Here is a 23,693-nt window from a genome sequence, read left to right on the forward strand (position 1 = left end):
ATCATAAGTCAACGAAGTCAGTCTGACGGTCAATATTTAACCTCACGATCATACAGGAATCTTATGATGTCTCATATTATCGATCTTAACCTGGATGGCCTGACCTGCGGCCATTGTGTCAAACGCGTTAAAGAGAGCCTGGAAAACCGCCCGGATGTTGAGCAGGCAGAAGTGACGCAAACTCACGCCAGCGTAACGGGTACGGCTTCCGTTGAAGCGTTAATCGACACGGTGAAACAAGCCGGATACGAGGCGAGCGCAGCCAGCCACCCAAAGTCTGATCCGCTGGCAGAGTCATCAAACCCGTCGGAAGCACTGACAGCGGCATCCCCTTCGCTTCCGACAGCCACCGTTGATGACGACGAGAGCCAACAGTTGTTGATTAACGGCATGAGCTGCGCCAGTTGTGTGACCCGGGTACAAAGTGCGTTGCAAAACGTGCCCGGCGTCAGCATGGCGCGGGTAAATCTTGCCGAGCGCAGCGCCCTGATAATGGGCACTGCCTCCGCCGAATCTTTAGTCAAAGCCGTTGAAGGCGTCGGATATGGCGCTGAAGCTATCGAAGACGATGCGAAACGCCGCGAGCGCCAGCAAGAAACCGCCAACGCCGCCGTGAAGCGCTTCCGCTGGCAGGCTATTCTGGCGCTGGCCGTGGGTATTCCGGTGATGGTGTGGGGAATGATCGGCGACAACATGATGGTCTCCGATGACAACCGCTCATTGTGGCTGGTTATCGGGATAGTCACCCTCGGCGTGATGGTGTTTGCCGGTGGGCATTTCTATCGCAGCGCCTGGCGCAGTTTGCTCAACAAAACTGCCACCATGGATACTCTGGTGGCACTTGGTACTGGTGCGGCATGGATTTATTCCATCACCGTCAACATCTGGCCGCAGCACTTCCCAATGGAAGCACGCCACCTTTACTACGAAGCCAGTGCGATGATTATCGGCCTGATAAACCTCGGGCATATGCTGGAGCAACGCGCCCGCCAGCGTTCTTCTAAAGCACTTGAACGCCTGCTGGATTTAACTCCACCAACGGCGCGTGTGGTAACCGAAGAAGGTGAGAAAAGTGTCCCACTGGCCGAAGTTACCGCGGGCATGATTTTGCGCCTGACTACCGGCGACCGTGTACCGGTCGATGGGGAAATTACCCAGGGTGAAGCCTGGTTTGATGAAGCAATGCTGACAGGTGAGCCGGTGCCGCAGCAAAAATCGACCGACGAGTCGATTCATGCCGGGACGGTAGTGCAAGACGGCAGCGTACTGTTCCGCGCGACAGCAACGGGTAACCACACCACGCTGTCACGCATTATTCGCATGGTGCGCCAGGCACAAAGCAGTAAGCCGGAAATCGGCCAACTGGCAGATAAAATCTCGGCGGTATTTGTTCCGGTGGTCGTGCTGATTGCGCTGTTTAGCGCCGCGATTTGGTACTTCTTCGGCCCGGCACCGCAAATCGTTTATACGCTGGTGATCGCTACCACCGTGCTGATTATTGCCTGCCCTTGTGCTCTGGGCCTGGCAACGCCGATGTCGATTATTTCCGGTGTCGGTCGTGCTGCTGAATTTGGTGTGTTAGTCCGTGATGCCGACGCGCTGCAACGCGCCAGTACGCTCGATACCATCGTGTTTGATAAAACCGGCACGCTGACCGAGGGCAAACCGCAGGTCGTTGCCGTCGTCACGTATAACGGCAGCACTGAAGCCGACGCGTCGCGATTTGCCGCCGCACTGGAACAAGGTTCAAGCCACCCGCTGGCACGTGCCATTCTCGATAAAGTGAACGGTACCGAACTGCCACAGGTCAATGGCTTCCGCACCTTGCGTGGGTTAGGCGTCAGCGGCGAAACCGAGGGCAGACAATTGTTGCTCGGCAACAAAGCGCTGATGGATGAGCAGAAAGTAGATACCACCCCAATGGCGGCAGAAATTGAAGCGCAGGCCAGCCGTGGTGCAACGCCGGTGCTGCTGGCCGTCGACGGCAAACTGGTCGCATTATTTGCCATCCGCGATCCCCTGCGAGCTGACAGCATCAGCGCCCTGCAACGTTTGCATCGTAACGGCTACCGCCTGGTGATGTTGACCGGCGATAACCCAACGACCGCCAACGCCATTGCCAAAGAAGCCGGAATTGATGAAGTGATCGCCGGGGTGCTGCCGGATGGTAAAGCCGAAGCGATTAAAAATCTGCAACAGCAGGGCCGCCAGGTCGCTATGGTGGGTGATGGCATTAACGATGCACCAGCCTTAGCGCAGGCTGAAGTCGGGATTGCGATGGGCGGTGGCAGTGATGTCGCCATCGAAACTGCCGCCATCACGCTGATGCGCCACAGTCTGGTGGGAGTGGCGGACGCGCTGGCGATTTCCAAAGCCACACTGAGTAACATGAAGCAGAACCTGGTAGGGGCGTTTATTTACAACACGCTGGGCATCCCAATTGCCGCAGGGATTTTGTATCCGCTAACCGGAACGTTGCTTAACCCGGTGGTTGCCGGTGCGGCAATGGCGCTGTCATCGATTACCGTAGTCAGCAACGCCAACCGTTTGTTGCGCTTTAAACCGAAGGACTAGCTGTCGGATGACGCTACGCTTTTCCGACCTACGGCTCGAGTGTTTACTGTTGTGAAATTTGCACCGGGCCAATCGCAGCGGTAGCATGACTTTTTTGCCAGGGAATCTGCCAATGGGTCTGCTATCGCGAATTAGCGCATTGTTTTCAAACCTTTCTAACACCCGCTATCCCTGGCCTGCTCTGGATATTGTGCTGCCCGGCCAGCGCCATCTGCACCTGGTCGGCAGTATTCATATGGGGACATGCGACATGTCCCCGCTGTCCGACAAGCTGCTTAATAAACTCAGGGACGCTGACGCACTGATTGTTGAGGCGGACATTTCCGAGAATAGCTCCCCCTTCCCCGATATTGCCGATGAACTGCCACTGGAGCAGCGCTTGTCTGCCGAAAACTGGGCACAAGTGGTGTCGTTAACCCAGGAAATGGGTATCCCGATGAGCCAAATAGATAACCAACCGGCGTGGCAAATTGCGCTAGTGTTGCAGGCTCACCAGGCGCAGCGTCTGGGTTTACGCGCCAATTACGGGATTGATTTTCAGTTACTGGAAGCGGCAAAAACCATGGCGGTTCCGGTTATTGAACTGGAAGGTGCGCAGCATCAAATTGATATTCTTACCCGTTTACCCGATGGCGGTATGCCGCTGTTAACCGACACGCTCACGCACTGGCATACCAATGCTCGCCTGATGCAAATGATGATCATCTGGTGGCTAGAAGCACCGCCACAAGGTGGCAATGTGCAATTGCCAAACACTTTTGGCGATGAGTTATACGATGTACTTATGGGTCAACGTAATCTGGCCTGGCAGCATTTCCTGCAACAATTGCCCGCCGGGCGCTATGTGGTTGCCGTCGGTGCACTGCATTTGTACGGGAAGGGAAATTTACCTGAGCTATTGAAAAATATCCCCAAATAATTCGAGTTGCATTGCGGCGGCAAGAGAATGAGTTCCTATGAGCTTACTCTAGTAAGTGATTAGGGCGACTGAACGCAGCCAACAAAGAGGCAACTTGAAGTATGACGGGGAGATAAAAAAACGGCCAATATCGCTATTGGCCCGTCAAAGAGGAATTTGTATATTGTTGTAGTTATTCTGGTCGAATTAACGACCAGATAGAGAATTGTCGCTCAATGTGACGATTAACGCCATCACTATTCAGTGACATTATAATATTTGGAAAACATATCACGCTGCTTACTAATACGTGCGCTTTTAAGGCAAAAGCGCTAAGAAGGACAGATGACTCCCGCCGTAAAATTGCTCGAAAAAAACCGCGTTTCATTTCAATTACATGCTTACGACCACGATCCAGGTGAAACCAATTTTGGTGACGAAGTGGTGCGCAAACTGGGCCTGAATGCCGAACAAGTCTACAAAACGCTGCTGGTCGCCATCAACGGCGACATGAAACAATTAGCGGTTGCCGTGACGCCCGTTTCCGGACAACTGGATTTAAAGAAGGTGGCGAAAGCGTTAGGCGCTAAAAAAGTTGATATGGCCGATCCGCTGGTCGCACAGCGCATTACCGGTTATTTGGTGGGCGGCATTAGCCCTCTGGGGCAGAAAAAACGCCTGCCGACGGTGATTGATGCTCCGGCACAAACTTTCCCATCTATTTACGTTTCGGGCGGTAAACGCGGGCTGGATATTGAACTGGCAGCCAGTGATTTGGCGAAGCTGCTGAATGCGACTTTCGCTGAGATTGCCCGTCGCGACTGACGGATATGCCCACGCAATCCTCCCAAAAGAGCAATTTCAGTCAGGACGCAGCGACGTGCTGCAGGCAAAGTAAGCGTCTTGAGGGAGGAACAATGAATAGCGATAGACTCAATCTGTATACCCGGCGTTTTGAACAGGTTTTTGCCTATGTCGAACAGCATCTGGACAGCCCGTTAACGGTTGAGCAACTCAGTGAAGTTGCCTGTTTTTCTCGTTTTCACTTTCATCGCCAGTTCAGCCTATTTTGTGGTATCAGTATCAGTCGCTACATCACGCTAATGCGCTTGAAAAGAGCTTCTTTGCGGTTAGTGAACCATCCGCAGGAGAAAGTGATAAACATTGCCCTGGATGCCGGATTTGAGAATCCTGAATCATTTTCCCGTGCCTTCAAAAACACCTTCGGCCTGACGCCCAGCGAATTTCGCAAAGATCCCATTTGGGTCGACTGGCAGGTACATTTTCAATTTCCCGGACGGGAAAATCAGCAGAGGCTAGAGAATATGGATGTGAAAATCATCACCGTTGAGCCAATGAAAGTCGCGGTACTGGAACATCTTGGCGACCCGTTACGGGTGAATAATACCGTTGCGACGTTTATTGAATGGCGTAAAGCATCAGGGCTTTCAGACTACATCACTCATGGGACTTACGGCGTGCCGTATAGTGACCCAGCCACGACACCCGGCGATGAGTTCCGCTTTGATGTGTGTGGGGAGCTGAGCAAAGAAGCAAATGGCCAGGTTCCAGAAAACCCGCAAGGCGTTATCTGCAAAACCTTGCCTGGAGGACGTTGTGCGGTAGTTCGGCATGTCGGCGCGTACGAGCGTATCAGCGAAAGCGTTTACTATCTTTACCGCCAGTGGTTGCCACAAAGTGGTGAGGAGTTGCGCGATTTCCCGGTCTATTTCCGCTATCTGGAGCTGGATAAAAACCACCCTGAGCATGCGCAGCAGACTGATATTTTATTGCCGCTGAAATAGCGCCCTCACCCCGGCCCTCTCCCCCAGGAGAGGGAGAAAACCATACCGAACAGTCCCCTCTCCTTTGGGAGAGGGTTAGGGTGAGGGGAAAAATCCTTACTGCCAGATCACTTCGCCCTTCGGCTCGTAAGCATTCACATCAAGCGGAGAATTTTGCTCGATGTACTGTTTCAACACTTCCGCATCCACAAACCCGGTATTCACAAAACCTGGTTTTTTGTCGATTTCCGGATAACTATCACCACCGGAAGCGTTAAAGTTCAGCGTCGCCATGCGGTATGTTTTCGCAGGGTCTACTGGCTCACCTTTGATTTTTAAATCTTGCAGACCGGCGGCCGTTGCCACAAAGCTGACATTCGAGAACTGCGGATAGGCTCCGGAATCGGGTTTCTTCTGCGCAACCGCGCTCAGATACTCAACCACATCTTTGCCCGTCATATCGATATAGGTCACGGTGTTGCCAAACGGCTGCACTTTCAGCACATCTTTATAAGTGATGTCACCTGCTTCAATCGAATCACGGATACCACCACCGCTCATGACGGCGAAGTCGGCACTGGTACGCGCCATTTGTGCCGCCAGTAACAGACGTGCGAGGTTAGTTTGCACAAAACGAACCTTGCTGCGATCGCCTTCCAGATGCCCGTTCACACTACCCACTTTGACATTAAGCTGCGCCTGACCTTTATTCTGGAATGGCGTCAACAGTGAGAGCATCTGTTGGTTTTCAGGGATTTGCGGCGTATAGAGCACGCGCTCACTTTCACCGTTATCGTAGGTGATCTTTTTCTTCAGGTTGATGGGGATTAACTGGTAATTCACCAGTTTCATCTCGCCGTTGCGGAACTCGAAATCGGCACGGCCAACGTATTTGCCCCACTCGTGAGCCTGAACAATCCAGATACCATTTTGTTTGTCTGGCGCGCACGGTGTACCCGGTACGTAATCAACCTGCTTTTTATTTTCCGCAGCCATACACACTGGGTTTTGTGAGTGGCCGCCAACAATCATGGTCAGCGCCCCGGCAGGCAAGCTGCGAGCCATTTCCACATCGCCTGGCGCGTTGGAACCGTGCTGGCCGTTATCGTAATGGCCCATATGGGTTGCAGCGATCAGCACATCTGGTTTTTCAGTGGTTTGCAGTTCCTGAATCACCAGTTTTGCTTCATCGGCAGGTTTGCGGAATTCGATATCGGTGAAGTATTCAGGGTTACCAATTTTCGCCGTATCGTCGGTGGTTAAACCGATCACCGCAATTTTAATACCCTGAGGCTTAAAGATGGCCCACGGTTTAAACAGTCGCTCGCCGGTACTTTTCTGGTAAATATTGGCCGAAAGTAGCGGGAATTTCGCCCACTTTTCTTGTTGGCGTAACACCGTGAGCGGGTTGTCGAATTCATGGTTGCCGATAGCCATCGCATCGTAGCCAATCAGGTTCATGCCACGGAAATCGGGTTCCGCATCCTGCAAGTCGGATTCGGGAACACCAGTGTTGATGTCACCACCAGACAGCAGCAGCACACTACCTCCCTGCTCTGCCACCTCTTTACGAATACTATCCACCAGAGTTTTTTGCGCAGCCAGGCCGTACTCGGCGTGTTCGTTACGCCAAAAATGACCGTGGTGATCGTTGGTGTGCAGAATGGTGATGTTGTAGGTTTTATCTTTTTCCCATGCCAGTGCCGATGCACTGGTCAGACTGACTGCCATCAGCAATGCCGTGGTCACCCCTTTCACTACGAACCTCATCGCAAATCTCCATATTTAATTAGTAAGCCTGGGTTTAGCATAGATTAATCATTTTTATGATTGTGACTTTATTCAGCTCACGCCTGCAGGTATGTTAGCTGAGTAATGATTTCCTACGGTTCCATCAGTGAACCGGATAATAATAAATCACTCAATATATGACAGGTACTTATGGCAATCTCGGAACAAACTCTCGCACCGCCTGAGCCTAAGAAGGCTCGCACCGCGTTCGGAATTTTAGGAGCAATCAGCCTTTCTCATTTGCTCAACGATATGATTCAGTCGCTCATTCTGGCGCTCTACCCGCTGCTACAGAGTGAGTTCTCGCTGAGTTTTGTGCAGATAGGGATGATCACGCTGACCTTCCAGGTCACCTCATCGCTTCTTCAGCCGGTGGTAGGATACTACACAGATAAATACCCGATGCCATGGTCATTGCCGATTGGCATGTGCTTCACACTTTGCGGATTGGTCATTCTGGCCCTGGCGGGTAGCTTCCCGATGGTACTACTGGCAGCAGGCCTGGTGGGCACCGGTTCTTCAGTATTCCACCCGGAATCCTCCCGTGTGGCGCGTATGGCATCCGGCGGTCGCCATGGTCTTGCGCAGTCGCTGTTCCAGGTTGGTGGCAACTTCGGTAGTTCATTAGGTCCGTTGTTGGCCGCGCTGATTATTGCTCCGTATGGTAAAGGTAACGTCGGCTGGTTTGTACTGGCTGCGCTGTTGGCGATTATTGTCTTGCTGCAAATTAGCCGCTGGTATGCCGCGCAACATCGTATGGCGAAAGGTAAGACTGCGGCTCCCGTAGTCAACCCACTGCCACGCAAAAAAGTGATTCAGGCGGTGAGTGTGTTGCTGGTGCTGATTTTCTCTAAGTACTTTTATATGGCGAGTATCAGCAGCTATTACACCTTCTATCTGATGCACAAATTTGGTTTGTCAGTACAAAACGCCCAGTTCCATCTGTTCGCCTTCTTGTTTGCGGTAGCCGCTGGAACTGTGATTGGCGGGCCTGTTGGCGATAAAATTGGCCGTAAGTATGTCATCTGGGGTTCGATTCTGGGTGTCGCGCCATTCACGCTATTCCTGCCGTACGTTTCGCTGTACTGGACAGGCATACTGACAGTAATTATCGGCTTTATTCTGGCCTCGGCATTTTCCGCTATTCTGGTTTACGCGCAAGAACTGATGCCTGGACGTATCGGTATGGTTTCCGGGCTGTTCTTCGGTTTTGCCTTTGGCATGGGCGGGCTGGGCGCTGCGATATTGGGCTTAGTGGCTGACCACACAAGTATCGAGTTAGTCTATAAAATATGTGCTTTCCTGCCACTTCTTGGCATATTGACCATATTCCTGCCTGACAATCGCCATAAGTCTTAGTTATAAGGGCCAGATAGTTTCTCTGGCCCTGCACTTCCCGCATGTTCCTCAATGTCTTTTAGAGATTAACCTTGTAAAACCCCCTTCCTGCACCCATTTTTGTCTAAATGCGCCTTTTCTTAAAAAATCACTTATTTAACACCCACACCGATTAAAAAATTGTCATAAACTAAAAGTAGAGTATTGGATCTTATTTGTTACGAAAGGAGACTGAATGCATCATGCCACCCCGCTTATCACCACCATTGTCGGAGGCCTTGTCCTGGCCTTTTTACTCGGTATGCTCGCCAACAAACTGCGAATATCGCCACTGGTGGGCTATTTGTTAGCTGGGGTATTAGCTGGCCCTTTTACGCCAGGTTTTGTCGCAGACACTAAACTGGCCCCGGAACTGGCCGAACTGGGCGTTATCTTGCTGATGTTTGGCGTTGGTTTGCATTTCTCTTTAAAGGATTTGATGGCGGTAAAGGCCATCGCCATCCCCGGAGCTATCGCCCAGATTGGTGTGGCGACGCTGCTGGGTATGGCGCTTTCATCGCTGATGGGCTGGTCATTGATGACCGGTATCGTGTTCGGCCTGTGTCTTTCCACCGCCAGTACCGTGGTGCTGTTACGGGCGCTGGAAGAGCGGCAATTAATTGACAGCCAGCGCGGGCAAATCGCGATTGGCTGGTTGATTGTTGAAGATCTGGTGATGGTGTTAACGCTGGTTCTGCTGCCCGCAGTTGCCGGAATGATGGAAAAAGGCGACGTAGGCCTGGCTTCGTTGTCACTGGATATGGGTTTGACGATAGGCAAAGTGGTCGCGTTTATCGCCATTATGCTGATTGTTGGCCGCCGTCTGGTGCCGTGGATTCTGGCACGTAGTGCTGCGACCGGTTCACGCGAGCTGTTTACGCTGGCGGTTCTCGCGCTGGCGCTGGGTATCGCTTTTGGTGCCGTCGAGCTGTTTGATGTGTCGTTTGCGCTCGGTGCGTTCTTTGCCGGGATGGTGCTCAACGAATCTGAGCTGAGCCATCGCGCCGCCCACGACACCCTGCCGCTACGCGACGCGTTCGCGGTGCTGTTTTTTGTTTCGGTCGGCATGTTATTCGACCCAATGATTCTGATTCAGGAACCGCTTGCGGTGCTGGGTACTGTCGCCATCATCGTGTTTGGTAAATCCCTGGCGGCCTTCTTCCTGGTGCGCCTGTTCGGCCACTCGCAACGCACCGCATTAACCATTGCAACAAGCCTTGCGCAGATTGGTGAGTTTGCCTTTATCCTGGCTGGGCTGGGAATGGCGCTGAATCTGTTGCCGCAGACCGGGCAAAATCTGGTGCTGGCCGGGGCGATTTTGTCGATTATGCTCAATCCAATTTTGTTTGCCATCCTTGAGCGTTATCTCGCCAAAACCGAAACGCTGGAAGAGCAGACGCTGGAAGAAGTGATTGAGGACGAGAAGCAAGTCCCGGTCGATATTTGCAATCACGCCTTGTTGGTTGGGTTTGGGCGCGTAGGGAGTTTGCTGGGCGAGAAATTAATAGCGCAAGGTATTCCACTGGTGGTGATTGAAACTTCACGTAGCCGGGTTGATGAACTGCGCGAGCGTGGGATCAGTGCGGTGTTGGGGAATGCTGCCAATGAAGAGATCATGAATCTCGCCCATCTTGATTGCGCGCGTTGGTTGTTGTTGACCATCCCGAACGGTTACGAAGCCGGTGAAATTGTCGCGACAGCGCGAGCGAAATGCCCGGACATCGAGATTATTGCCCGCGCTCATTATGACGATGAGGTGAATTACATCACCGAACGTGGTGCCAATCAGGTCGTTATGGGTGAGCGTGAAATTGCTAATACTATGATGGGAATGCTGGATAAAGCGGTGGTGTGATTAGCGCCCTCATCCCGGCCTTCTCCCCCAGGAGAAGGAGAAAACCGGATAGTCCCCTCTCCTGGGGGAGAGGGTGAGGGCGTTTGATTAGCGATCCCAGTAAGACTCTTCGAGGCTGTCTTCACGCTCGGGCAACCCACGAGTCAGACGCGGAGAATGCTGGTTCAGCACCTGATAGCTGACGCGATTGGCGTATTTACACACCTGTGCCAAAGACGAATAGGTCAGCCAGGTGAACTGGTGTTTGCTGGAATTTGGCACGTTAGAACGGTGGTAATTATTCGCTGTAATATCGTGCAGCAGTGCCGCCAGCGCACCATCACCCGCGCCATTGGTATTCATGATTTTCTCAGGCCCACCCATATATGGCGCAATGTGCGAGAAAATACGCTTCGGGTTCTGGCAATCTTTATGGCGCATCGCACGGCTAAATTCGTACTGGTTAAATTCAGCAATCGCCCCTGGCAATAGCGGATGCTGCGTAGTGCGTTTAGCAGATTCTTCAGTAAAGGCCGCCATGTACAACCCAACCGGCCCCGCGGTACATAAGACTAAATCGACCCAATCCAGCGCCTTATCGGCCGCCAACAGCGGATCGTTTTCACCAGTCAGCGCCAGCCCTTCTTCTTCGTTCATCGCCAGAATCGAGACATGCTCTTTCAGGAACGCCTGCCACCATTCTGGGTTTTCAGCGATAACGTATTTGGTGCCGAGTGTGAGTACCACCGGTACGTTGTACTTTTTCGCGTAAGCGATAGCCTGCATGGTCGCTTCCGGCATCGGCTCGCCGTCTTTGCAACGCACCAGATAGGAAGTCAGCACCAGCGCGGAGGCACCGGCAATCACCTCTTCGGGAATGCTGTCGGCGCGAAGCTGGTTCATGTGGCCAGGGCTGATGGCAAAGGTGCGTTCGCCCTGCTCGCCAATCAGCGTAAAGCAGCGGCCAATCGCGCCATTCACGCCTTGCAGGTAGTTGAGGTCGGTACGGCTGGAGGTGTTGCACAGATAGCGGTAGGCGTAGCTACCAATTTCGATATTGCTGCACATCACGCCCAGTAACACCGAGCGGTCATCGGCTAATACCGAATAGTTATGCATGGTGTTACCAATGGTGCCACCGGCAAACTGATGAGTAATCAGATCTTTTTTCACCAGATCCTGATATAAGGCTTCGGCCACATCATCTTCAATCACCAGCGAATGGCCAAAACTCAAACCGTAACGACGAACAAACTCGTCATCCACTTTTGCTTCAATATCCACCAGCGTTTGGTCAATCCCGACAATCCAGGAGGTGCCAGTTTCATGTTCAGGCTGAACCTGTTGCAGAAGAGGGTCGCGCGCACTAACAGGGAAGTAGTGTTTGGATTTTCGTTTGCCGGGAAATTTCATGATGTTGTTCGAAAGGTTGCTAATCAGGCCGGAAATGGTAGCACATTAACGGCCATAAGCGGGATTAGCGATATTTATCTACCAGATTCATCATCATGGCGATGTGTGCCGGATCATCGTTAAGCGCAGGAATATATTCATATTTGGTGCCACCCGCTTCAATGAAAACTTCACGGTTTTGTACCGCCATTTCTTCAAGCGTTTCCAGGCAATCGGCTGAAAAACCTGGGCACATCACCTGGATGTGTTTCACCCCTTTTTCCGCCAGCATCTTTAGCGTTTCGTCGGTGTACGGCATTAGCCACGGCTCGCGCCCAAAGCGTGACTGGTAAGTCATCATCACTTTTTCAGGTGGCAGTTCGAGTGCTGAAAGCAGCTCACGCGTGGTGTCGCGGCAGCGCTGCGGATAATCATCGCCTTCATTGGCATAACGCTGCGGAATGCCATGGTAGGAAAGCAGCAAAACATCCGGCTCACCGTGTTGGGCGAAAGAGTGCCTGACCGAAGCCACCAGCGCATTTATGTAGGAGGTATCTTCAGCGTAGTCGCGGATCAGCGAGATCGACGGCAGCGAGCGGTAGTCGGCAAAAATGCGCCCTAATTCATCCCACACTGCGGCGACAGTTGAGCAGGAAAATTGTGGGTATAGCGGCAACACAACGATGTGGTCGACGTGGTGGGACAAAAGTTCATCCACGGCACTTTTCAGCGATGGCGAGCCATAGCTCATGCCGAGTGCGACGGGGGTATCAGGCAGTTGTGCTGCCAGGGCAGCTTGCTGGCGACGGCTATACACCAGCAGCGGTGAGCCTTCGTCCATCCAGACAGACTGATAAAGTTTGGCTACGCGGGCAGAACGCAGCGGCAGAATCACGCCACGTAATAGCGGCCACCAGATTAAACGCGGGGTATCCACGACACGTTTGTCGCTGAGAAACTGGCGCAAGTAGCGTTTCACCGCCGCCGGAGTGGGGGCATCAGGTGTGCCGAGGTTTGCCAGTAAGATGCCCACTTTTTCCTGATTCATTTCCACTCCTTATCAACAAATTACTGATAATTGTAACGTAAAAGTGCTTCAGGAAAACCGATTACAGCGAAAGGGCAAAATTTGGGCAAAAAAATACCAGGAACACGTCCCGGTATGTTTTGTATCAGCAATGAATTAGCCGAGGATTTTAGCCAGCTCTGCGCTAACTTCGGTCACTTTACGAGTGCCGTCGATTTTCGCATATTTGGTGTTACCGGCAGCCGCTTCTTTGCTGTAGTAAGAGATCAGCGGAGCAGTCATCTGATGGTATTCCACCAGACGCTTACGCACGGTTTCTTCTTGATCGTCTTTACGGGTGGTCAGCTCTTCGCCAGTCGCATCGTCTTTGCCTTCCACTTTTGGTGGATTGAAAGTGACGTGGTAAACGCGGCCAGATGGCGCGTGTACGCGACGGCCAACAATACGCTCAACAATCAGTTCGTCCGGTACGGCGAATTCCAGAACCACGTCCACATTGATGCCAGCTTCTTTCATCGCATCAGCTTGTGGAATAGTGCGTGGGAAACCATCAAGCAGGAAACCGTTACGGCAATCTTCCTGGGTAATACGTTCTTTAACCAGAGCGATAACCAGTTCATCTGTAACCAGTTTCCCGGCGTCCATGATGTCTTTTGCTTGTTTACCCAGCTCTGAGCCAGATTTTACTGCGGCACGCAGCATGTCACCGGTGGAGATTTGCGGAATGCCGTATTTCTCCATGATGAACTGAGCCTGAGTTCCTTTACCTGCGCCCGGAGCGCCAAGCAGAATAATACGCATTGCGTAATTCCCCATTCGTTTGGATTTTTGATTTTTTAAAGCAGAAGTTGAGACCTTACCATTAAAGGCGTATTCAGCTCAAGAATGGCGGGTATTTCGGAGTGGTTAGTTGATTAGGACGCCCTCACCCCGACCCTCTCCCCCAGGAGAGGGGGAATAATGGCGATTCCCTCTCCCTTTGGGAGAGGGTTAGGGTGAGGGGAAGAACTTAGGAAGCCAGCAGCTGGTTCATCCGACGGATAAACTGGTTTGGATCTTCCAGCGTACCGCGTTCAGCTAACAGCGCCTGGTCAAGCAGCAACTCAACCCATTCAGCAAACTGGGTTTCGTCCTGGGTATCCGCGACGCGTTTCACCAGCCCGTGATCCGGGTTCAGCTCGAAGATGTACTTCACTTCCGGCACTTCCTGGCCCGCCGCAGCAAACAGTTTTGCCATTTGCGTGCTCATGTCGTTGCTGTCGGTGGTCACAATAGCTGGCGTGTCGGTCAAACGGTGCGTCAGACGCACTTCTTTCACACGCTCGCCCAACAGGTTTTTCACACGATCAACAAACGGCTCAAGGGCTTTTTCAGCTTCTTTCGCTTCCGGAGTTTCTTCGTCGGCCATTTTTTCCAGCGACTCGTCAGTTTTGCTGACTGACTGGAACATTTTGCCGTCGAATTCGGTCAGGTAGCTCATCATCCACTCGTCGATGCGGTCAGAAAGCAGCAAGACTTCGATGCCTTTCTTACGCAGCAATTCCAGATGCGGGCTGCTTTTCGCGGCTGCATAGCTGTCGGCGGTGATGTAGTAAATCTTCTCCTGCCCTTCTTTCATGCGTGACACGTACTCTTCCAGCGACACGGTTTGTGCAGCGGAATCGGTATGCGTGGTCGCAAAGCGCAGCAGTTTAGCGATAGCTTCCTGGTTGGCGTTGTCTTCAGCAGGGCCTTCTTTCAGCACCAGGCCGAAGTTTTTCCAGAAGGTCTGGTATTTTTCGCTGTCGTCTTTCGCCAGTTTTTCCAGCATCTGCAATACGCGTTTGGTCAGCGCGCTACGCAGGTTTTGCGTTACGCGGCTGTCTTGCAGAATTTCACGCGATACGTTCAGCGGCAGGTCGTTGGAATCTATCAGACCGCGCACGAAACGCAGGTAGTTCGGCATGAACTGTTCAGCATCGTCCATGATGAATACGCGCTGCACGTACAGTTTCAGGCCGTGTTTATGGTCACGGTTCCACATGTCCCACGGAGCCTGGGATGGGATGTACAGCAGGCTGGTGTACTCTTGTTTCCCTTCCACACGGTTGTGGCTGTATGCCAGCGGGTCGGTGAAGTCATGCGCTACATGCTTGTAGAACTCGTTGTACTCTTCGTCTTTAATTTCAGACTTGCTACGAGTCCACAAAGCCTGAGCTTTGTTGATTTTTTCCCAGCCGAGAATGGTTTCGCCGTCTTTTTCTTCACGGGTTTCAATCTCAACCGGTAAGGCGATGTGGTCGGAATATTTGCTGATAACATTGCGCACACGCCAGTCGTCGAGGAACTCGTCTTCACCTTCGCGCAGGTGCAGGGTAATTTCAGTCCCGCGATCGGCTTTAGTGATATCCGCGACGGTATATTCACCCGCACCTTCAGATTCCCAGAACACCGCTTGATCGGCTGGAACACCAGCCGCACGGGTGCGCACGGTGACTTTATCAGCCACGATAAACGCAGAGTAGAAGCCGACACCAAACTGGCCAATCAGTTGGCTATCTTTCGCCTGGTCAGAACCCATAGATTCCAGGAACGCTTTGGTCCCGGATTTTGCGATGGTCCCGAGGTGATCAATGGCTTCGTCACGTGTCATACCGATGCCGTTATCGGCAATCGTCAGGGTGCGTTTTTCTTTATCGAAAGAGACACGCACGCGCAGTTCGCCGTCACCTTCATACAAGTCAGCATGAGACAGCGCGCGGAAACGCAATTTGTCTGCCGCATCAGAGGCGTTGGAGATCAGCTCACGCAGGAAAATTTCTTTATTTGAATAGAGGGAGTGGATCATCAGGTGCAGAAGTTGTTTCACTTCGGACTGGAAGCCACGAGTCTCTTGTCCTTTCATGGTCATTGATACCTCAACAAAATACATAGGGGTGATGAAAACGTTGAGGGTGATATGAGGATAGAAACGGAGGTTTTCAAGCGGGGAGCCTAATAAACTCCCCACAAGTGATTAAAAAACAATCTTGTGGCGGCCCGCTAAAGAATGTGAAAGCGTGGTGCCATCGACCATTTCCAGCTCGCCACCAACCGGCACCCCATGCGCGATTCGGCTGGCATCAACACCATATTGCCCACACAATTCAGCAATGTAGTTTGCAGTGGCTTCACCTTCAACCGTTGGGTTGGTCGCGAGGATCAGCTCTTTGATAGTCTCGCGCTCAAGGCGCTGTTCCAGCCTGTCGAGGCCGATGTCTTGCGGGCCGATACCGTCGAGCGGGGACAGATGCCCCATCAGCACAAAATAGCGCCCGGAAAACTGGCCGGTCGCTTCAATAGCGTGAATATCCGCCGGGGTTTCCACCACGCAAATCTGGCCATTTTCCTGGCGGCGTGGGTTGGCGCAAATGGCGCAGATTTCTTGTTCGGTAAAGGTACGGCAATCCGCACAGTGCCCAATTTCGGACATTGCGCGCGTTAATGCTTGAGCCAGACGCATCCCACCACTGCGGTCACGTTGCAGTAGCGCAAACGCCATACGTTGGGCAGACTTCGGGCCAACACCTGGCAGGCAGCGCAGGGATTCCATAAGGGCAGTAAGTAAAGGACTGGTTTGCATCGCTCAGACTTCTGAAAAAAGAGTGGGACATAGCCTAACATTAGCCCGGAGCAAGGGGATAGAAAAAGATATTCCCCCTGCGCGATGTCTCGCAAAGGGGGAAATATATTAAGCGCGCTGGGAGTCGAGTTGCTCTTGATTACTCACCACATCTTGCGCTTTCTGGTAGCTTTCCATCAGCAAGCCGTACTCAATGAATACGCCGCCCCACAGATTTGCCCAGTCCATCGCATCGTCGCGATTCCAGGTATGCTGGATTTCAGCAACAACCGCTGCGGTATCCATCGGCACCACTCCAGCCTGAACCACTCGCGCCAAAGTCACTTCCTGCGCCATTTTGGAATAAGTGCCTGAAGCATCAATCACCGCAAAGACTTTGAAACCTTCCGCCACAGCACTGATGGCCGGGAACGCCATGCACACGCTGGTCACGGTACCGGCAATAATCAGAGTTTTGCGACCTGTCGCTTTAACAGCGGCGACGAAATCCGGGTTGTCCCAGGCGTTGATTTCGCCTTTACGCGGCACATATTGCGCATGGGGAGCGTACTGGTGAATCTCAGGAATCAGCGGGCCGTTCGGGCCTTGTGGTACGGAAGCGGTGGTGATGACCGGAATATTGGCCAGTGTCGCAACTTTGGCCAGCACCGTGGCGTGAGTGCGTAAAGTCGGCATTGGCATATCGTGGACCAACTGGAACAAACCGCTCTGGTGGTCGATGAGCAGCATGACCGCGTCGTTGGCATCGATGGTCGGGATTTGTCCGTTAAAATTTGCAGGTGCCATGTTTGTATCCTCTTTGCTATCTGAATAAACTGCTGAAAATTAACGGCTACCGGAGCGATAGCCGTTTGAGTTTGTTAAACTTTCTGACCAAATTTGCCCTGATTAAAATCGTCAATGGCCTCTTTGATTTCCTCGCGGGTGTTCATCACAAACGGCCCGTAACCGACCACTGGCTCGTTTAGTGGCTCACCGCTCAACACCAACACGACGGCGTCGTTATTGGCTTCCAGGGTGACGGTTTCGCCTTTCGCGTCCAGCACCACCAGTTGCGCTTCACGTGCCACTTCCTGACCATTGACCTGTACGGTGCCTTTAAGCACCACCAGTGCGGTGTTCCAGCCATCAGGCAGCGTCAGTTGGGTGGTGCTGTGCGCATTGAGCCGCATATCCAGCACACGTAATGGTGAAAAGGTGTGTGCCGGGCCTTTTGCACCATCCATTTCACCCGCGATAACCCGCACCTGGCCGGCGTTATCCGGCAATGTCACCACCGGAATGTCCGCATCGGTAATCGACTGGTAGTTCGGTGGCGTTGATTTGTCTTTGGCTGGCAAATTGACCCACAGCTGAACCATTTCCAGCGTACCGCCCTGCTCGCTGAATGCCGGCGAGTGAAACTCTTCATGCAGAATGCCGCTACCGGCGGTCATCCACTGCACGTCGCCTGGGCCAATTACCCCGCCGCTGCCGGTGGAGTCGCGGTGTGCCACTTCGCCTTTGTAAACGATGGTGACGGTTTCAAAACCGCGATGCGGGTGGACGTCTACACCGCGTTGCCCTTTATTGCTCGGTTTAAAGTCTGCCGGACCTGCGTAATCCAACAGCAAGAATGGGCTGAGCTGTTTTTCGAATTTTGAGTAAGAAAACAGTGAGCGAACCGGGAAGCCATCACCCACCCAGTGGGACGCCGGTGCTGAATAAACGCCAAGAATTGATTTCATCGTTATCTCCATTGAGTGTCGATTTCTGTTGAGATAAAGCTTACTCATAAGACGAAAGCCGCGGTAGACTCTGAAAATGAACTCAGTGTTCCAAATACAGGACAATAGCCATGCAGGACCTCAACGATCTGTGGTACTTCGTGCAAGTGGTGGATAACGGCGGTTTTTCTCCGGCGAGCCGCGTTATCGGTATTCCCAAATCGCGCCTGAGTCGGCGTATTGCTTTGCTGGAAGAAAGCCTGGAAACCCGCCTGATTCAGCGTTCAACGCGCAGTTTCACGGTGACCGAAGCCGGGCAGATTTTTTATCGCCATTGCAAAGCGATGATTATTGAAGCCGAAGCGGCACAGGAAGCCATCAACACACTGCGTGCCGAGCCGCGCGGGCTGATTCGCCTGACATGCCCGGTTGCTTTGCTGCATGTGCATATCGGCGACATGCTGGCGCGATTTATGACGCTGTATCCGCAGGTAACGGTGCAGCTTGAAGAGACTAATCGCCAGGTTGATGTGCTGAATGAGAATGTCGATTTAGCGGTGCGGGTGCGCCCGTTGCCGCTGGATGACAGCGATCTGGTGATGCGTAAATTGGCCGATCGCGGCATGTGCCTGGTCGCCAGCCCCGAGTTAGTCGCGCGTTTTTCCCAGCCGAAGTCGCCGGCCGATCTTCAACACTGGCCGAGCCTGGCGTTATCCAAACCACAGCAGGTTTACCGCTGGTGTCTGTTTGGCCCGGATAATCAGGAAGTGACGCTGCACCATACTCCGCGTTTTGTGACCACCGATATGATTGCGTTACGCGCCGCCGCGCTGGCGGGTGTGGGAATTGTTCAGTTGCCGATGTTGATGATTCACAAGCAAATCGCAGAGGGAACTTTGGTGCATTTGTTACCGGACTGGCGGGCAAGACGGGAGGTGATACATTTGGTGTTTCCTTCACGGCGCGGTCAGTTACCGGCGGTCAGGGCATTGATTGATTTTCTGGTGGAGAGTTATGCGGCGTTTGAGGAGGAGTGAGAATGTCATGTCGGGTGACGCTGCGCTTACCCGACCTACAAAAGACAAACAGTGTCAATCGTAGGGCGGATAAGCGCATGCGTCATCCGCCAAACTGATCAGAATGGCATTTTGAAGCCTGGTGGCAACTGCATCCCGCTGGAAACACCCGCCATTTTCTCTTTCTGCGCTTCGCCAATACGACGTGCGGCATCGTTGAAGGCTGCAGCAACCAGGTCTTCAACCATTTCTTTGTCATCTTCCATCAGGCTTGGATCAATTTCCACGCGACGGCAGTTGTGAGCACCGTTGATGGTCACTTTCACCAGACCCGCGCCAGATTCGCCAGTGACTTCCATTTGGGCGATTTCTTCCTGAACCTGGGCCATTTTTTCCTGCATCTGCTGGGCTTGCTTCATGATGTTGCCCAGACCGCCTTTTCCAAACATAGTCTTCTCTCTTTTGCTCGGGCCGTTAATCGTACGTAACGATTAACGGCTATCAGGGTTTACAACAAACCGGCATGACCAGTCTGTCAAATAGGTCGAATACTGTCTTCATCCAGTTCTGCATCAAAAAAACGACGCAGCGTTTGGATATTGTTGTCAGTAGTCATAGATTCCCGCGCTTGTGCCAGCTTCTCTTCGTAGATAGCCTGGCGCCACTCCAGCGGGGTGCGTTGTGCAAGATTATCATCTTCAATAATAGTCAGCTCAACAGTTTCGCCGCTAAAAGTACTCATTGCGTCAGACAGTGTTTGCTGTGCCGACGGTGAGTTCAAATGGCGTAATGCAGGGCGCAAGTGCAAACAAACGCGGCTGCCATCCTGCTCTTTCCAGGCGTTTAGCGCCAATTGTTGCACCAGTTTTGGTAGCACCAGTTGGCTAATTTCCGCCGCCCAACTGTCGCGTTCAATGGCTTCCTGCGCCAGCTTCAATGCGAGCTCTGGTGTTTTCTCATGCTCCATCGCGCGCTTTAATGCTTTTGGCGTGGCAACCGGCTCTTCGACAACCTCAGAAACGTTCTGCGACTTCCAGCGATACGCCTCCGGCTTCTCGACTTTCTCTTCGGTTACCGCAACGGGCCGGGACTGGATACGATCGGTGACTGATGCCAGACGTTCCAGGGCAGTACTCTTTGCCGGCCGCGCTTGATTTGGCGCTGCCGGCTCACTCTTTTTTGCTTTGTTGGCTCCCTGCTGGCGCATTAACTGTGTTCGCGCTTGCAGCACCTGGCTTGTGGTGTCCGGCAACGGGGTTTCATTTTGCCGTGGCGGAGGTGACGCTTGTTGCCGAACCGGAACCGGGTTGATGACCGGAATACTCGGAGCCTGACGCGGTTGTTCTGGTTCCGGTAAAGGTTTTCTCGGATGGAATGCCAGCGCGCGCAGCAGTGTCATCTCAATGCCCATGCGGCGGTCGGGAGCCCAGGAAAGCTCTTTGCGGCCAATCAGCAAGGTTTGGTAATAAAGTTGTACTTCAGCAGGCGGCACCACGCGCGCCAGCTCACGCATACGCTGTTCGATGGCCGCCATGTCGCTGCCCAATGCGGCAGGAGACAATTGCACCATCGCCACACGGTGCAGCAAACCGAGCATTTCCACCAGCAACGCTTCCCACTCAATTCCGCGACTTGCGGCATCGTTAAGCAAGCTCATCACGCGCTCGCCATCTGCCTGCACCATCGCTTCTATCAGCGCCAGAGCCTGGTCGTCGTCCAGCGTGCCGAGCATGGTGCTAACAGCCGCAGTGGTCACTTGCCCATCGCCGCTGGCAATTGCCTGGTCGGTAAGACTTAGCGCATCACGCAGGCTGCCATCTGCGGCACGGGCCAACAGTTGCAAAGCGCGAGTTTCGCTGGGGACTTTTTCTTCGCCAAGAATGTATTCCAGCTGATGGCGGATTTGTTCGACATCCAGCGCTTTCAGGTGGAATTGCAGGCAGCGAGAAAGAATAGTGACCGGCAGTTTTTGTGGATCGGTGGTCGCCAGCAAGAATTTGACATGCGAAGGTGGCTCTTCCAGCGTCTTCAACAGGGCGTTGAAGCTGTGGCGAGAGAGCATGTGGACTTCATCAATTAAATAGACTTTGAAGCGGCCACGCGCCGGTGCGTACTGAACGTTGTCCAGCAAGTCACGGGTGTCTTCGACTTTGGTACGCGAGGCGGCGTCAATCTCAATGAGATCAACAAAGCGCCCCTGCTCAATTTCGCGGCAGTTATCGCAAACACCACAAGGCGTGGCGGTAATGCCTGTTTCACAATTTAACCCTTTCGCCAGCAAGCGAGCGATGGACGTTTTCCCCACGCCGCGCGTCCCTGAAAAGAGATAGGCGTGGTGGATTCGGCCCATGGATAAGCCATTAGCCAGCGCAGTCAACACGTGTTGCTGGCCGACAACATCAGCAAAAGTTTGTGGCCGCCATTTGCGGGCTAAGACCTGGTAGCTCATTCGAGATAGGCTCTACATCGCGGGTGTGAATTCAGGGGGTAATGCTAACATAAGCCTCACCCATCGGGCGAGGCTTCTATACCCATCCTCCTTCAAGCTGCAGGGGTGTTGGCTGCATACGCTCATCCCAGTCACTTACTCAAGTAAGCTCCATGGGATTAATGAGAGACTCCTGTCTCTCACCGGAGGCCAGCCTTCGGCTGGTCAAATTCGTTCCCGACGAATTTGTCTCGTCCTTACCGCCTACCTGCAACTCGAATGCTAACGGGTATAATTTGGGGAATACGGAGGCAGGACTCAGTGGCCAGGGAACAGTACGAGGCTGTAGCTTTTCACGCCCATTTTTTCCAGACGTTGCTCACCACCAATATCAAACAGATTGATGATAAACGCAGCGTCGGTCACTTCACCACCCAGACGACGGATCAGCTTAACGGTCGCTTCAATGGTGCCACCGGTTGCCAGCAGATCGTCAACCACCAGAACTTTGTCACCAGGCTGGATCGCATCAACGTGGATTTCAAGTTGATCGGTGCCGTATTCCAGTTCGTAGTTTTCAGCGATGGTTTCACGCGGCAGTTTACCTGGCTTGCGTACTGGCACAAAACCCACGCCTAATTCCAGCGCAACCGGTGCGCCGAACAGAAAACCACGCGCTTCAGTGCCCACCACTTTGGTGATACCGGCATCTTTAAAGCGTGAAACTAAGAGTTCAATGCTGGTGGCGTAGGCTTTCGGATCTTCAAGCAAGCTGGTAACGTCACGGAATAAGATCCCAGGCTTTGGGTAGTCTGGAATGCTTTTGATGCTGTTTTTCAGATATTCAAGCTGCTGCGCAGTCGCGGTCATAATTAATGCCTGCTAAAAACATGGTTCTAACAAAGCACGAGACTACTTATTAAACAGTCATACCGTGCTCGAAAACGGTCGAATTTACTGGCTGGCATCAACAATTGCAACCACTGCAAATGCGGATTATGGCTTTTGTTGCTTTTCGTCAATGACCGGCATGCGCCACATAAAGAACAGCAGTGCGCACATCATCATCAGTAAGAGTAGTCTGACCCAAAGAATGTTGACCAGATAAAGGGAGACAGCAAAGGTGATAACAATAAAAATCAATGCTCTGGGTTTCGCTCCCGGTGGTAGCGCACGATGTTCTTGCCAGTGACGAATGTAACTACCAAACCACGAACGATACAGCAGCCAGTGATGAAAGCGCGGCGAAGAACGGGCGAAGCACCAGGCCGCCAGCAGTAAAAATGGGGTGGTAGGCAGCAAAGGCAACACCACACCCAGCGTCGCAAGGACTACCGCCAGCCAACCGATGATGATTAAAATGGTCCGTTTCATTCATTCCTTAAATTTAAACACCTGCAACACTGGAGAGCCATTTTGTGAAAACCGCTTCGCTGTTACAAGCCCTGGATGTTCGCGTCGCGGATCTCGCCCAAGCCATTGCGCCCATTTCGTTGCAACGCGCCTCTCAGGCCCGCTTCGATCGTAATTTATTTTCCACTCACAGCACACAACTTAAAGATTATCTGAGCGAAGTTCAGGCTAATCTCGCACAATTACAGCTTAGTGTGAAAGTCGGAAAAGCAGATCAAGTGGCGTATCTTGCCGAAAAACTGGTGGCGCAAATTGCCGCTTTGCAGCGTGAACTGGCGACGTTGCAGATGCGCAAAAACGATCCCCAACCGCCAGTGGTTGAAAACCTGTATGAGAAACTCTCCACTCATCAGGATTATGAACGCCGTCTGCAAACGATGATTAGCGATCGTGACAGCCAACTTGCGATTCAAACGACGCTCGTTGGGCAACAAAAGATCCAGAAAGAAATCGCGGCTCTTGAAGGTCGCCTGCAACGCTGCCGCCAGGCGATTACGCGAATTGAACGTGCGATTGAACGGCGGGAACGTGGGCTAAGCTAATCACAGCCACTAAATTGGTGTTGTAGGGTGGATAAGCGATAGCGTCATCCACCACCTGCGCTGGTTGCGTCGGATGGCGCTGCGCTTAGCCGACCTACGAAAAAGGTTTCGTCAGCCGTCTCTTTTTATTTCGCAAATTACGGGTTAATACAATGTCGCTGGAAAATGCACCAGATGAAGTGAAACTGGCTGTCGATTTGATAATGCTGCTGGAAGAACATGAAGTCCCGACGGAAACCGCGCTTGCTGCGTTAGAGATTGTCCGTCAGGATTTTTTGCGTAAGCGGGAAGAAAGCACCTCCCGCTAATT

Annotated in this window: 21 protein-coding genes and 1 other annotated feature; of the genes, 9 read left to right on the top strand and 12 right to left on the bottom strand. The window is 52.6% G+C overall.

The genetic code is table 11. The annotated features are described in order from the left end of the window. Positions 1-66 precede the first annotated feature (66 nt). The 4 genes from copA (at position 67) to MNO13_RS18715 (ending at position 5,277) form a co-directional block, all read left to right on the top strand. Complete coding sequence (copA, locus tag MNO13_RS18700; protein ID WP_241940084.1) at positions 67-2,574, top strand: copper-exporting P-type ATPase CopA; 2,508 nt, start codon at positions 67-69, stop codon at positions 2,572-2,574. A gap of 112 nt (positions 2,575-2,686) precedes the next feature. Then, positions 2,687-3,493, top strand: a complete 807-nt coding sequence (locus MNO13_RS18705) for a TraB/GumN family protein (RefSeq protein ID WP_241939134.1) — start codon at positions 2,687-2,689, stop codon at positions 3,491-3,493. A gap of 324 nt (positions 3,494-3,817) precedes the next feature. Then, positions 3,818-4,297, top strand: coding sequence for a Cys-tRNA(Pro)/Cys-tRNA(Cys) deacylase YbaK (ybaK, locus tag MNO13_RS18710; RefSeq protein WP_064549003.1), 480 nt, complete (start codon positions 3,818-3,820; stop codon positions 4,295-4,297). A gap of 92 nt (positions 4,298-4,389) precedes the next feature. Continuing rightward, the gene (locus MNO13_RS18715) at positions 4,390-5,277 is read left to right on the top strand and encodes an AraC family transcriptional regulator (RefSeq protein ID WP_232886155.1); all 888 of its coding nucleotides are present in this window, start codon (positions 4,390-4,392) and stop codon (positions 5,275-5,277) included. Positions 5,278-5,373: 96 nt separating this feature from the next. On the opposite strand, the gene ushA is transcribed toward MNO13_RS18715, so the two are convergent. Further along, complete coding sequence (gene ushA / locus MNO13_RS18720; protein ID WP_241939135.1) at positions 5,374-7,026, bottom strand: bifunctional UDP-sugar hydrolase/5'-nucleotidase UshA; 1,653 nt, start codon at positions 7,024-7,026, stop codon at positions 5,374-5,376. Between the two features lie 171 nt (positions 7,027-7,197). On the opposite strand from ushA, the gene MNO13_RS18725 reads away from it, so the two are divergent. Next, on the top strand, positions 7,198-8,406 hold the full coding sequence (locus MNO13_RS18725; RefSeq protein WP_064549035.1) for an MFS transporter: 1,209 nt from the start codon (positions 7,198-7,200) through the stop codon (positions 8,404-8,406). A 214-nt stretch (positions 8,407-8,620) separates the two neighbouring features. After that, the gene (gene ybaL / locus MNO13_RS18730) at positions 8,621-10,279 is read left to right on the top strand and encodes a YbaL family putative K(+) efflux transporter (protein ID WP_121814197.1); all 1,659 of its coding nucleotides are present in this window, start codon (positions 8,621-8,623) and stop codon (positions 10,277-10,279) included. Between the two features lie 87 nt (positions 10,280-10,366). On the opposite strand, the gene MNO13_RS18735 is transcribed toward ybaL, so the two are convergent. From MNO13_RS18735 to MNO13_RS18765, 7 genes are all read right to left on the bottom strand, one after another. Next, positions 10,367-11,671, bottom strand: coding sequence for an inosine/guanosine kinase (locus MNO13_RS18735; RefSeq protein WP_064549039.1), 1,305 nt, complete (start codon positions 11,669-11,671; stop codon positions 10,367-10,369). A gap of 64 nt (positions 11,672-11,735) precedes the next feature. Further along, positions 11,736-12,698: a ferrochelatase gene (gene hemH / locus MNO13_RS18740; RefSeq protein WP_133522347.1), complete on the bottom strand. Its 963-nt coding sequence runs from the start codon at positions 12,696-12,698 to the stop codon at positions 11,736-11,738. A gap of 135 nt (positions 12,699-12,833) precedes the next feature. Then, positions 12,834-13,478, bottom strand: a complete 645-nt coding sequence (adk, locus tag MNO13_RS18745) for an adenylate kinase (protein WP_064549043.1) — start codon at positions 13,476-13,478, stop codon at positions 12,834-12,836. A gap of 208 nt (positions 13,479-13,686) precedes the next feature. After that, positions 13,687-15,561, bottom strand: coding sequence for a molecular chaperone HtpG (gene htpG, locus MNO13_RS18750; RefSeq protein ID WP_241939136.1), 1,875 nt, complete (start codon positions 15,559-15,561; stop codon positions 13,687-13,689). Between the two features lie 111 nt (positions 15,562-15,672). Further along, positions 15,673-16,278 carry a recombination mediator RecR gene (gene recR, locus MNO13_RS18755; RefSeq protein WP_064549045.1) on the bottom strand — a complete coding sequence of 202 codons (606 nt, stop codon included), beginning with the start codon at positions 16,276-16,278 and terminating at the stop codon, positions 15,673-15,675. Positions 16,279-16,386: 108 nt separating this feature from the next. Beyond that, entirely contained in the window at positions 16,387-17,064 is a 678-nt protein-coding gene (locus MNO13_RS18760; protein WP_064549047.1) for an isochorismatase family protein, read from the bottom strand. Between the two features lie 74 nt (positions 17,065-17,138). Continuing rightward, entirely contained in the window at positions 17,139-18,005 is an 867-nt protein-coding gene (locus tag MNO13_RS18765; RefSeq protein ID WP_064549049.1) for a pirin family protein, read from the bottom strand. Positions 18,006-18,115: 110 nt separating this feature from the next. Between MNO13_RS18765 and MNO13_RS18770 the strand changes: the two genes are divergently transcribed. Next, complete coding sequence (locus MNO13_RS18770; protein WP_121814200.1) at positions 18,116-19,021, top strand: LysR family transcriptional regulator; 906 nt, start codon at positions 18,116-18,118, stop codon at positions 19,019-19,021. A 98-nt stretch (positions 19,022-19,119) separates the two neighbouring features. On the opposite strand, the gene MNO13_RS18775 is transcribed toward MNO13_RS18770, so the two are convergent. The 4 genes from MNO13_RS18775 to MNO13_RS18790 all read right to left on the bottom strand — a co-directional run bounded on the left by MNO13_RS18775 (position 19,120) and on the right by MNO13_RS18790 (position 22,802). Continuing rightward, entirely contained in the window at positions 19,120-19,449 is a 330-nt protein-coding gene (locus MNO13_RS18775) for a YbaB/EbfC family nucleoid-associated protein (RefSeq protein ID WP_034458087.1), read from the bottom strand. Positions 19,450-19,535: 86 nt separating this feature from the next. After that, entirely contained in the window at positions 19,536-21,449 is a 1,914-nt protein-coding gene (gene dnaX, locus MNO13_RS18780; RefSeq protein ID WP_241939137.1) for a DNA polymerase III subunit gamma/tau, read from the bottom strand. Further along, positions 20,136-20,200: a sequence feature (DnaX frameshifting element), on the bottom strand. (Overlaps the previous gene by 65 nt.) A gap of 297 nt (positions 21,450-21,746) precedes the next feature. Continuing rightward, complete coding sequence (gene apt / locus MNO13_RS18785) at positions 21,747-22,298, bottom strand: adenine phosphoribosyltransferase (RefSeq protein WP_034493753.1); 552 nt, start codon at positions 22,296-22,298, stop codon at positions 21,747-21,749. Positions 22,299-22,424: 126 nt separating this feature from the next. Beyond that, positions 22,425-22,802 (bottom strand): DUF454 family protein, encoded by a 378-nt coding sequence (locus MNO13_RS18790; protein WP_064549056.1) that lies wholly within the window; start codon positions 22,800-22,802, stop codon positions 22,425-22,427. A gap of 44 nt (positions 22,803-22,846) precedes the next feature. Here MNO13_RS18790 and priC point away from each other — a divergent pair, with 44 nt between their 5' ends. Continuing rightward, positions 22,847-23,383 carry a primosomal replication protein PriC gene (gene priC, locus MNO13_RS18795; protein WP_064549058.1) on the top strand — a complete coding sequence of 179 codons (537 nt, stop codon included), beginning with the start codon at positions 22,847-22,849 and terminating at the stop codon, positions 23,381-23,383. A 152-nt stretch (positions 23,384-23,535) separates the two neighbouring features. Continuing rightward, positions 23,536-23,691 (top strand): pleiotropic regulatory protein RsmS, encoded by a 156-nt coding sequence (gene rsmS / locus MNO13_RS18800; protein ID WP_064549061.1) that lies wholly within the window; start codon positions 23,536-23,538, stop codon positions 23,689-23,691. Positions 23,692-23,693: the final 2 nt, after the last annotated feature.

Origin of the sequence: Buttiauxella ferragutiae (assembly GCF_022637515.1) — a bacterium.
Taxonomy (GTDB): Bacteria; Pseudomonadota; Gammaproteobacteria; order Enterobacterales; family Enterobacteriaceae; genus Buttiauxella; species Buttiauxella ferragutiae.

Bases quoted from the DNA above. Each gene is read 5' to 3' on its own strand.
- copA (WP_241940084.1), top strand. From the start codon at position 67: ATGTCTCATATTATCGATCTTAACCTGGATGGCCTGACCTGCGGCCAT.
- MNO13_RS18705 (WP_241939134.1), top strand. From the start codon at position 2,687: ATGGGTCTGCTATCGCGAATTAGCGCATTGTTTTCAAACCTTTCTAAC.
- ybaK (WP_064549003.1), top strand. From the start codon at position 3,818: ATGACTCCCGCCGTAAAATTGCTCGAAAAAAACCGCGTTTCATTTCAA.
- MNO13_RS18715 (WP_232886155.1), top strand. From the start codon at position 4,390: ATGAATAGCGATAGACTCAATCTGTATACCCGGCGTTTTGAACAGGTT.
- ushA (WP_241939135.1), bottom strand. From the start codon at position 7,026: ATGAGGTTCGTAGTGAAAGGGGTGACCACGGCATTGCTGATGGCAGTC.
- MNO13_RS18725 (WP_064549035.1), top strand. From the start codon at position 7,198: ATGGCAATCTCGGAACAAACTCTCGCACCGCCTGAGCCTAAGAAGGCT.
- ybaL (WP_121814197.1), top strand. From the start codon at position 8,621: ATGCATCATGCCACCCCGCTTATCACCACCATTGTCGGAGGCCTTGTC.
- MNO13_RS18735 (WP_064549039.1), bottom strand. From the start codon at position 11,671: ATGAAATTTCCCGGCAAACGAAAATCCAAACACTACTTCCCTGTTAGT.
- hemH (WP_133522347.1), bottom strand. From the start codon at position 12,698: ATGAATCAGGAAAAAGTGGGCATCTTACTGGCAAACCTCGGCACACCT.
- adk (WP_064549043.1), bottom strand. From the start codon at position 13,478: ATGCGTATTATTCTGCTTGGCGCTCCGGGCGCAGGTAAAGGAACTCAG.
- htpG (WP_241939136.1), bottom strand. From the start codon at position 15,561: ATGAAAGGACAAGAGACTCGTGGCTTCCAGTCCGAAGTGAAACAACTT.
- recR (WP_064549045.1), bottom strand. From the start codon at position 16,278: ATGCAAACCAGTCCTTTACTTACTGCCCTTATGGAATCCCTGCGCTGC.
- MNO13_RS18760 (WP_064549047.1), bottom strand. From the start codon at position 17,064: ATGGCACCTGCAAATTTTAACGGACAAATCCCGACCATCGATGCCAAC.
- MNO13_RS18765 (WP_064549049.1), bottom strand. From the start codon at position 18,005: ATGAAATCAATTCTTGGCGTTTATTCAGCACCGGCGTCCCACTGGGTG.
- MNO13_RS18770 (WP_121814200.1), top strand. From the start codon at position 18,116: ATGCAGGACCTCAACGATCTGTGGTACTTCGTGCAAGTGGTGGATAAC.
- MNO13_RS18775 (WP_034458087.1), bottom strand. From the start codon at position 19,449: ATGTTTGGAAAAGGCGGTCTGGGCAACATCATGAAGCAAGCCCAGCAG.
- dnaX (WP_241939137.1), bottom strand. From the start codon at position 21,449: ATGAGCTACCAGGTCTTAGCCCGCAAATGGCGGCCACAAACTTTTGCT.
- apt (WP_034493753.1), bottom strand. From the start codon at position 22,298: ATGACCGCGACTGCGCAGCAGCTTGAATATCTGAAAAACAGCATCAAA.
- MNO13_RS18790 (WP_064549056.1), bottom strand. From the start codon at position 22,802: ATGAAACGGACCATTTTAATCATCATCGGTTGGCTGGCGGTAGTCCTT.
- rsmS (WP_064549061.1), top strand. From the start codon at position 23,536: ATGTCGCTGGAAAATGCACCAGATGAAGTGAAACTGGCTGTCGATTTG.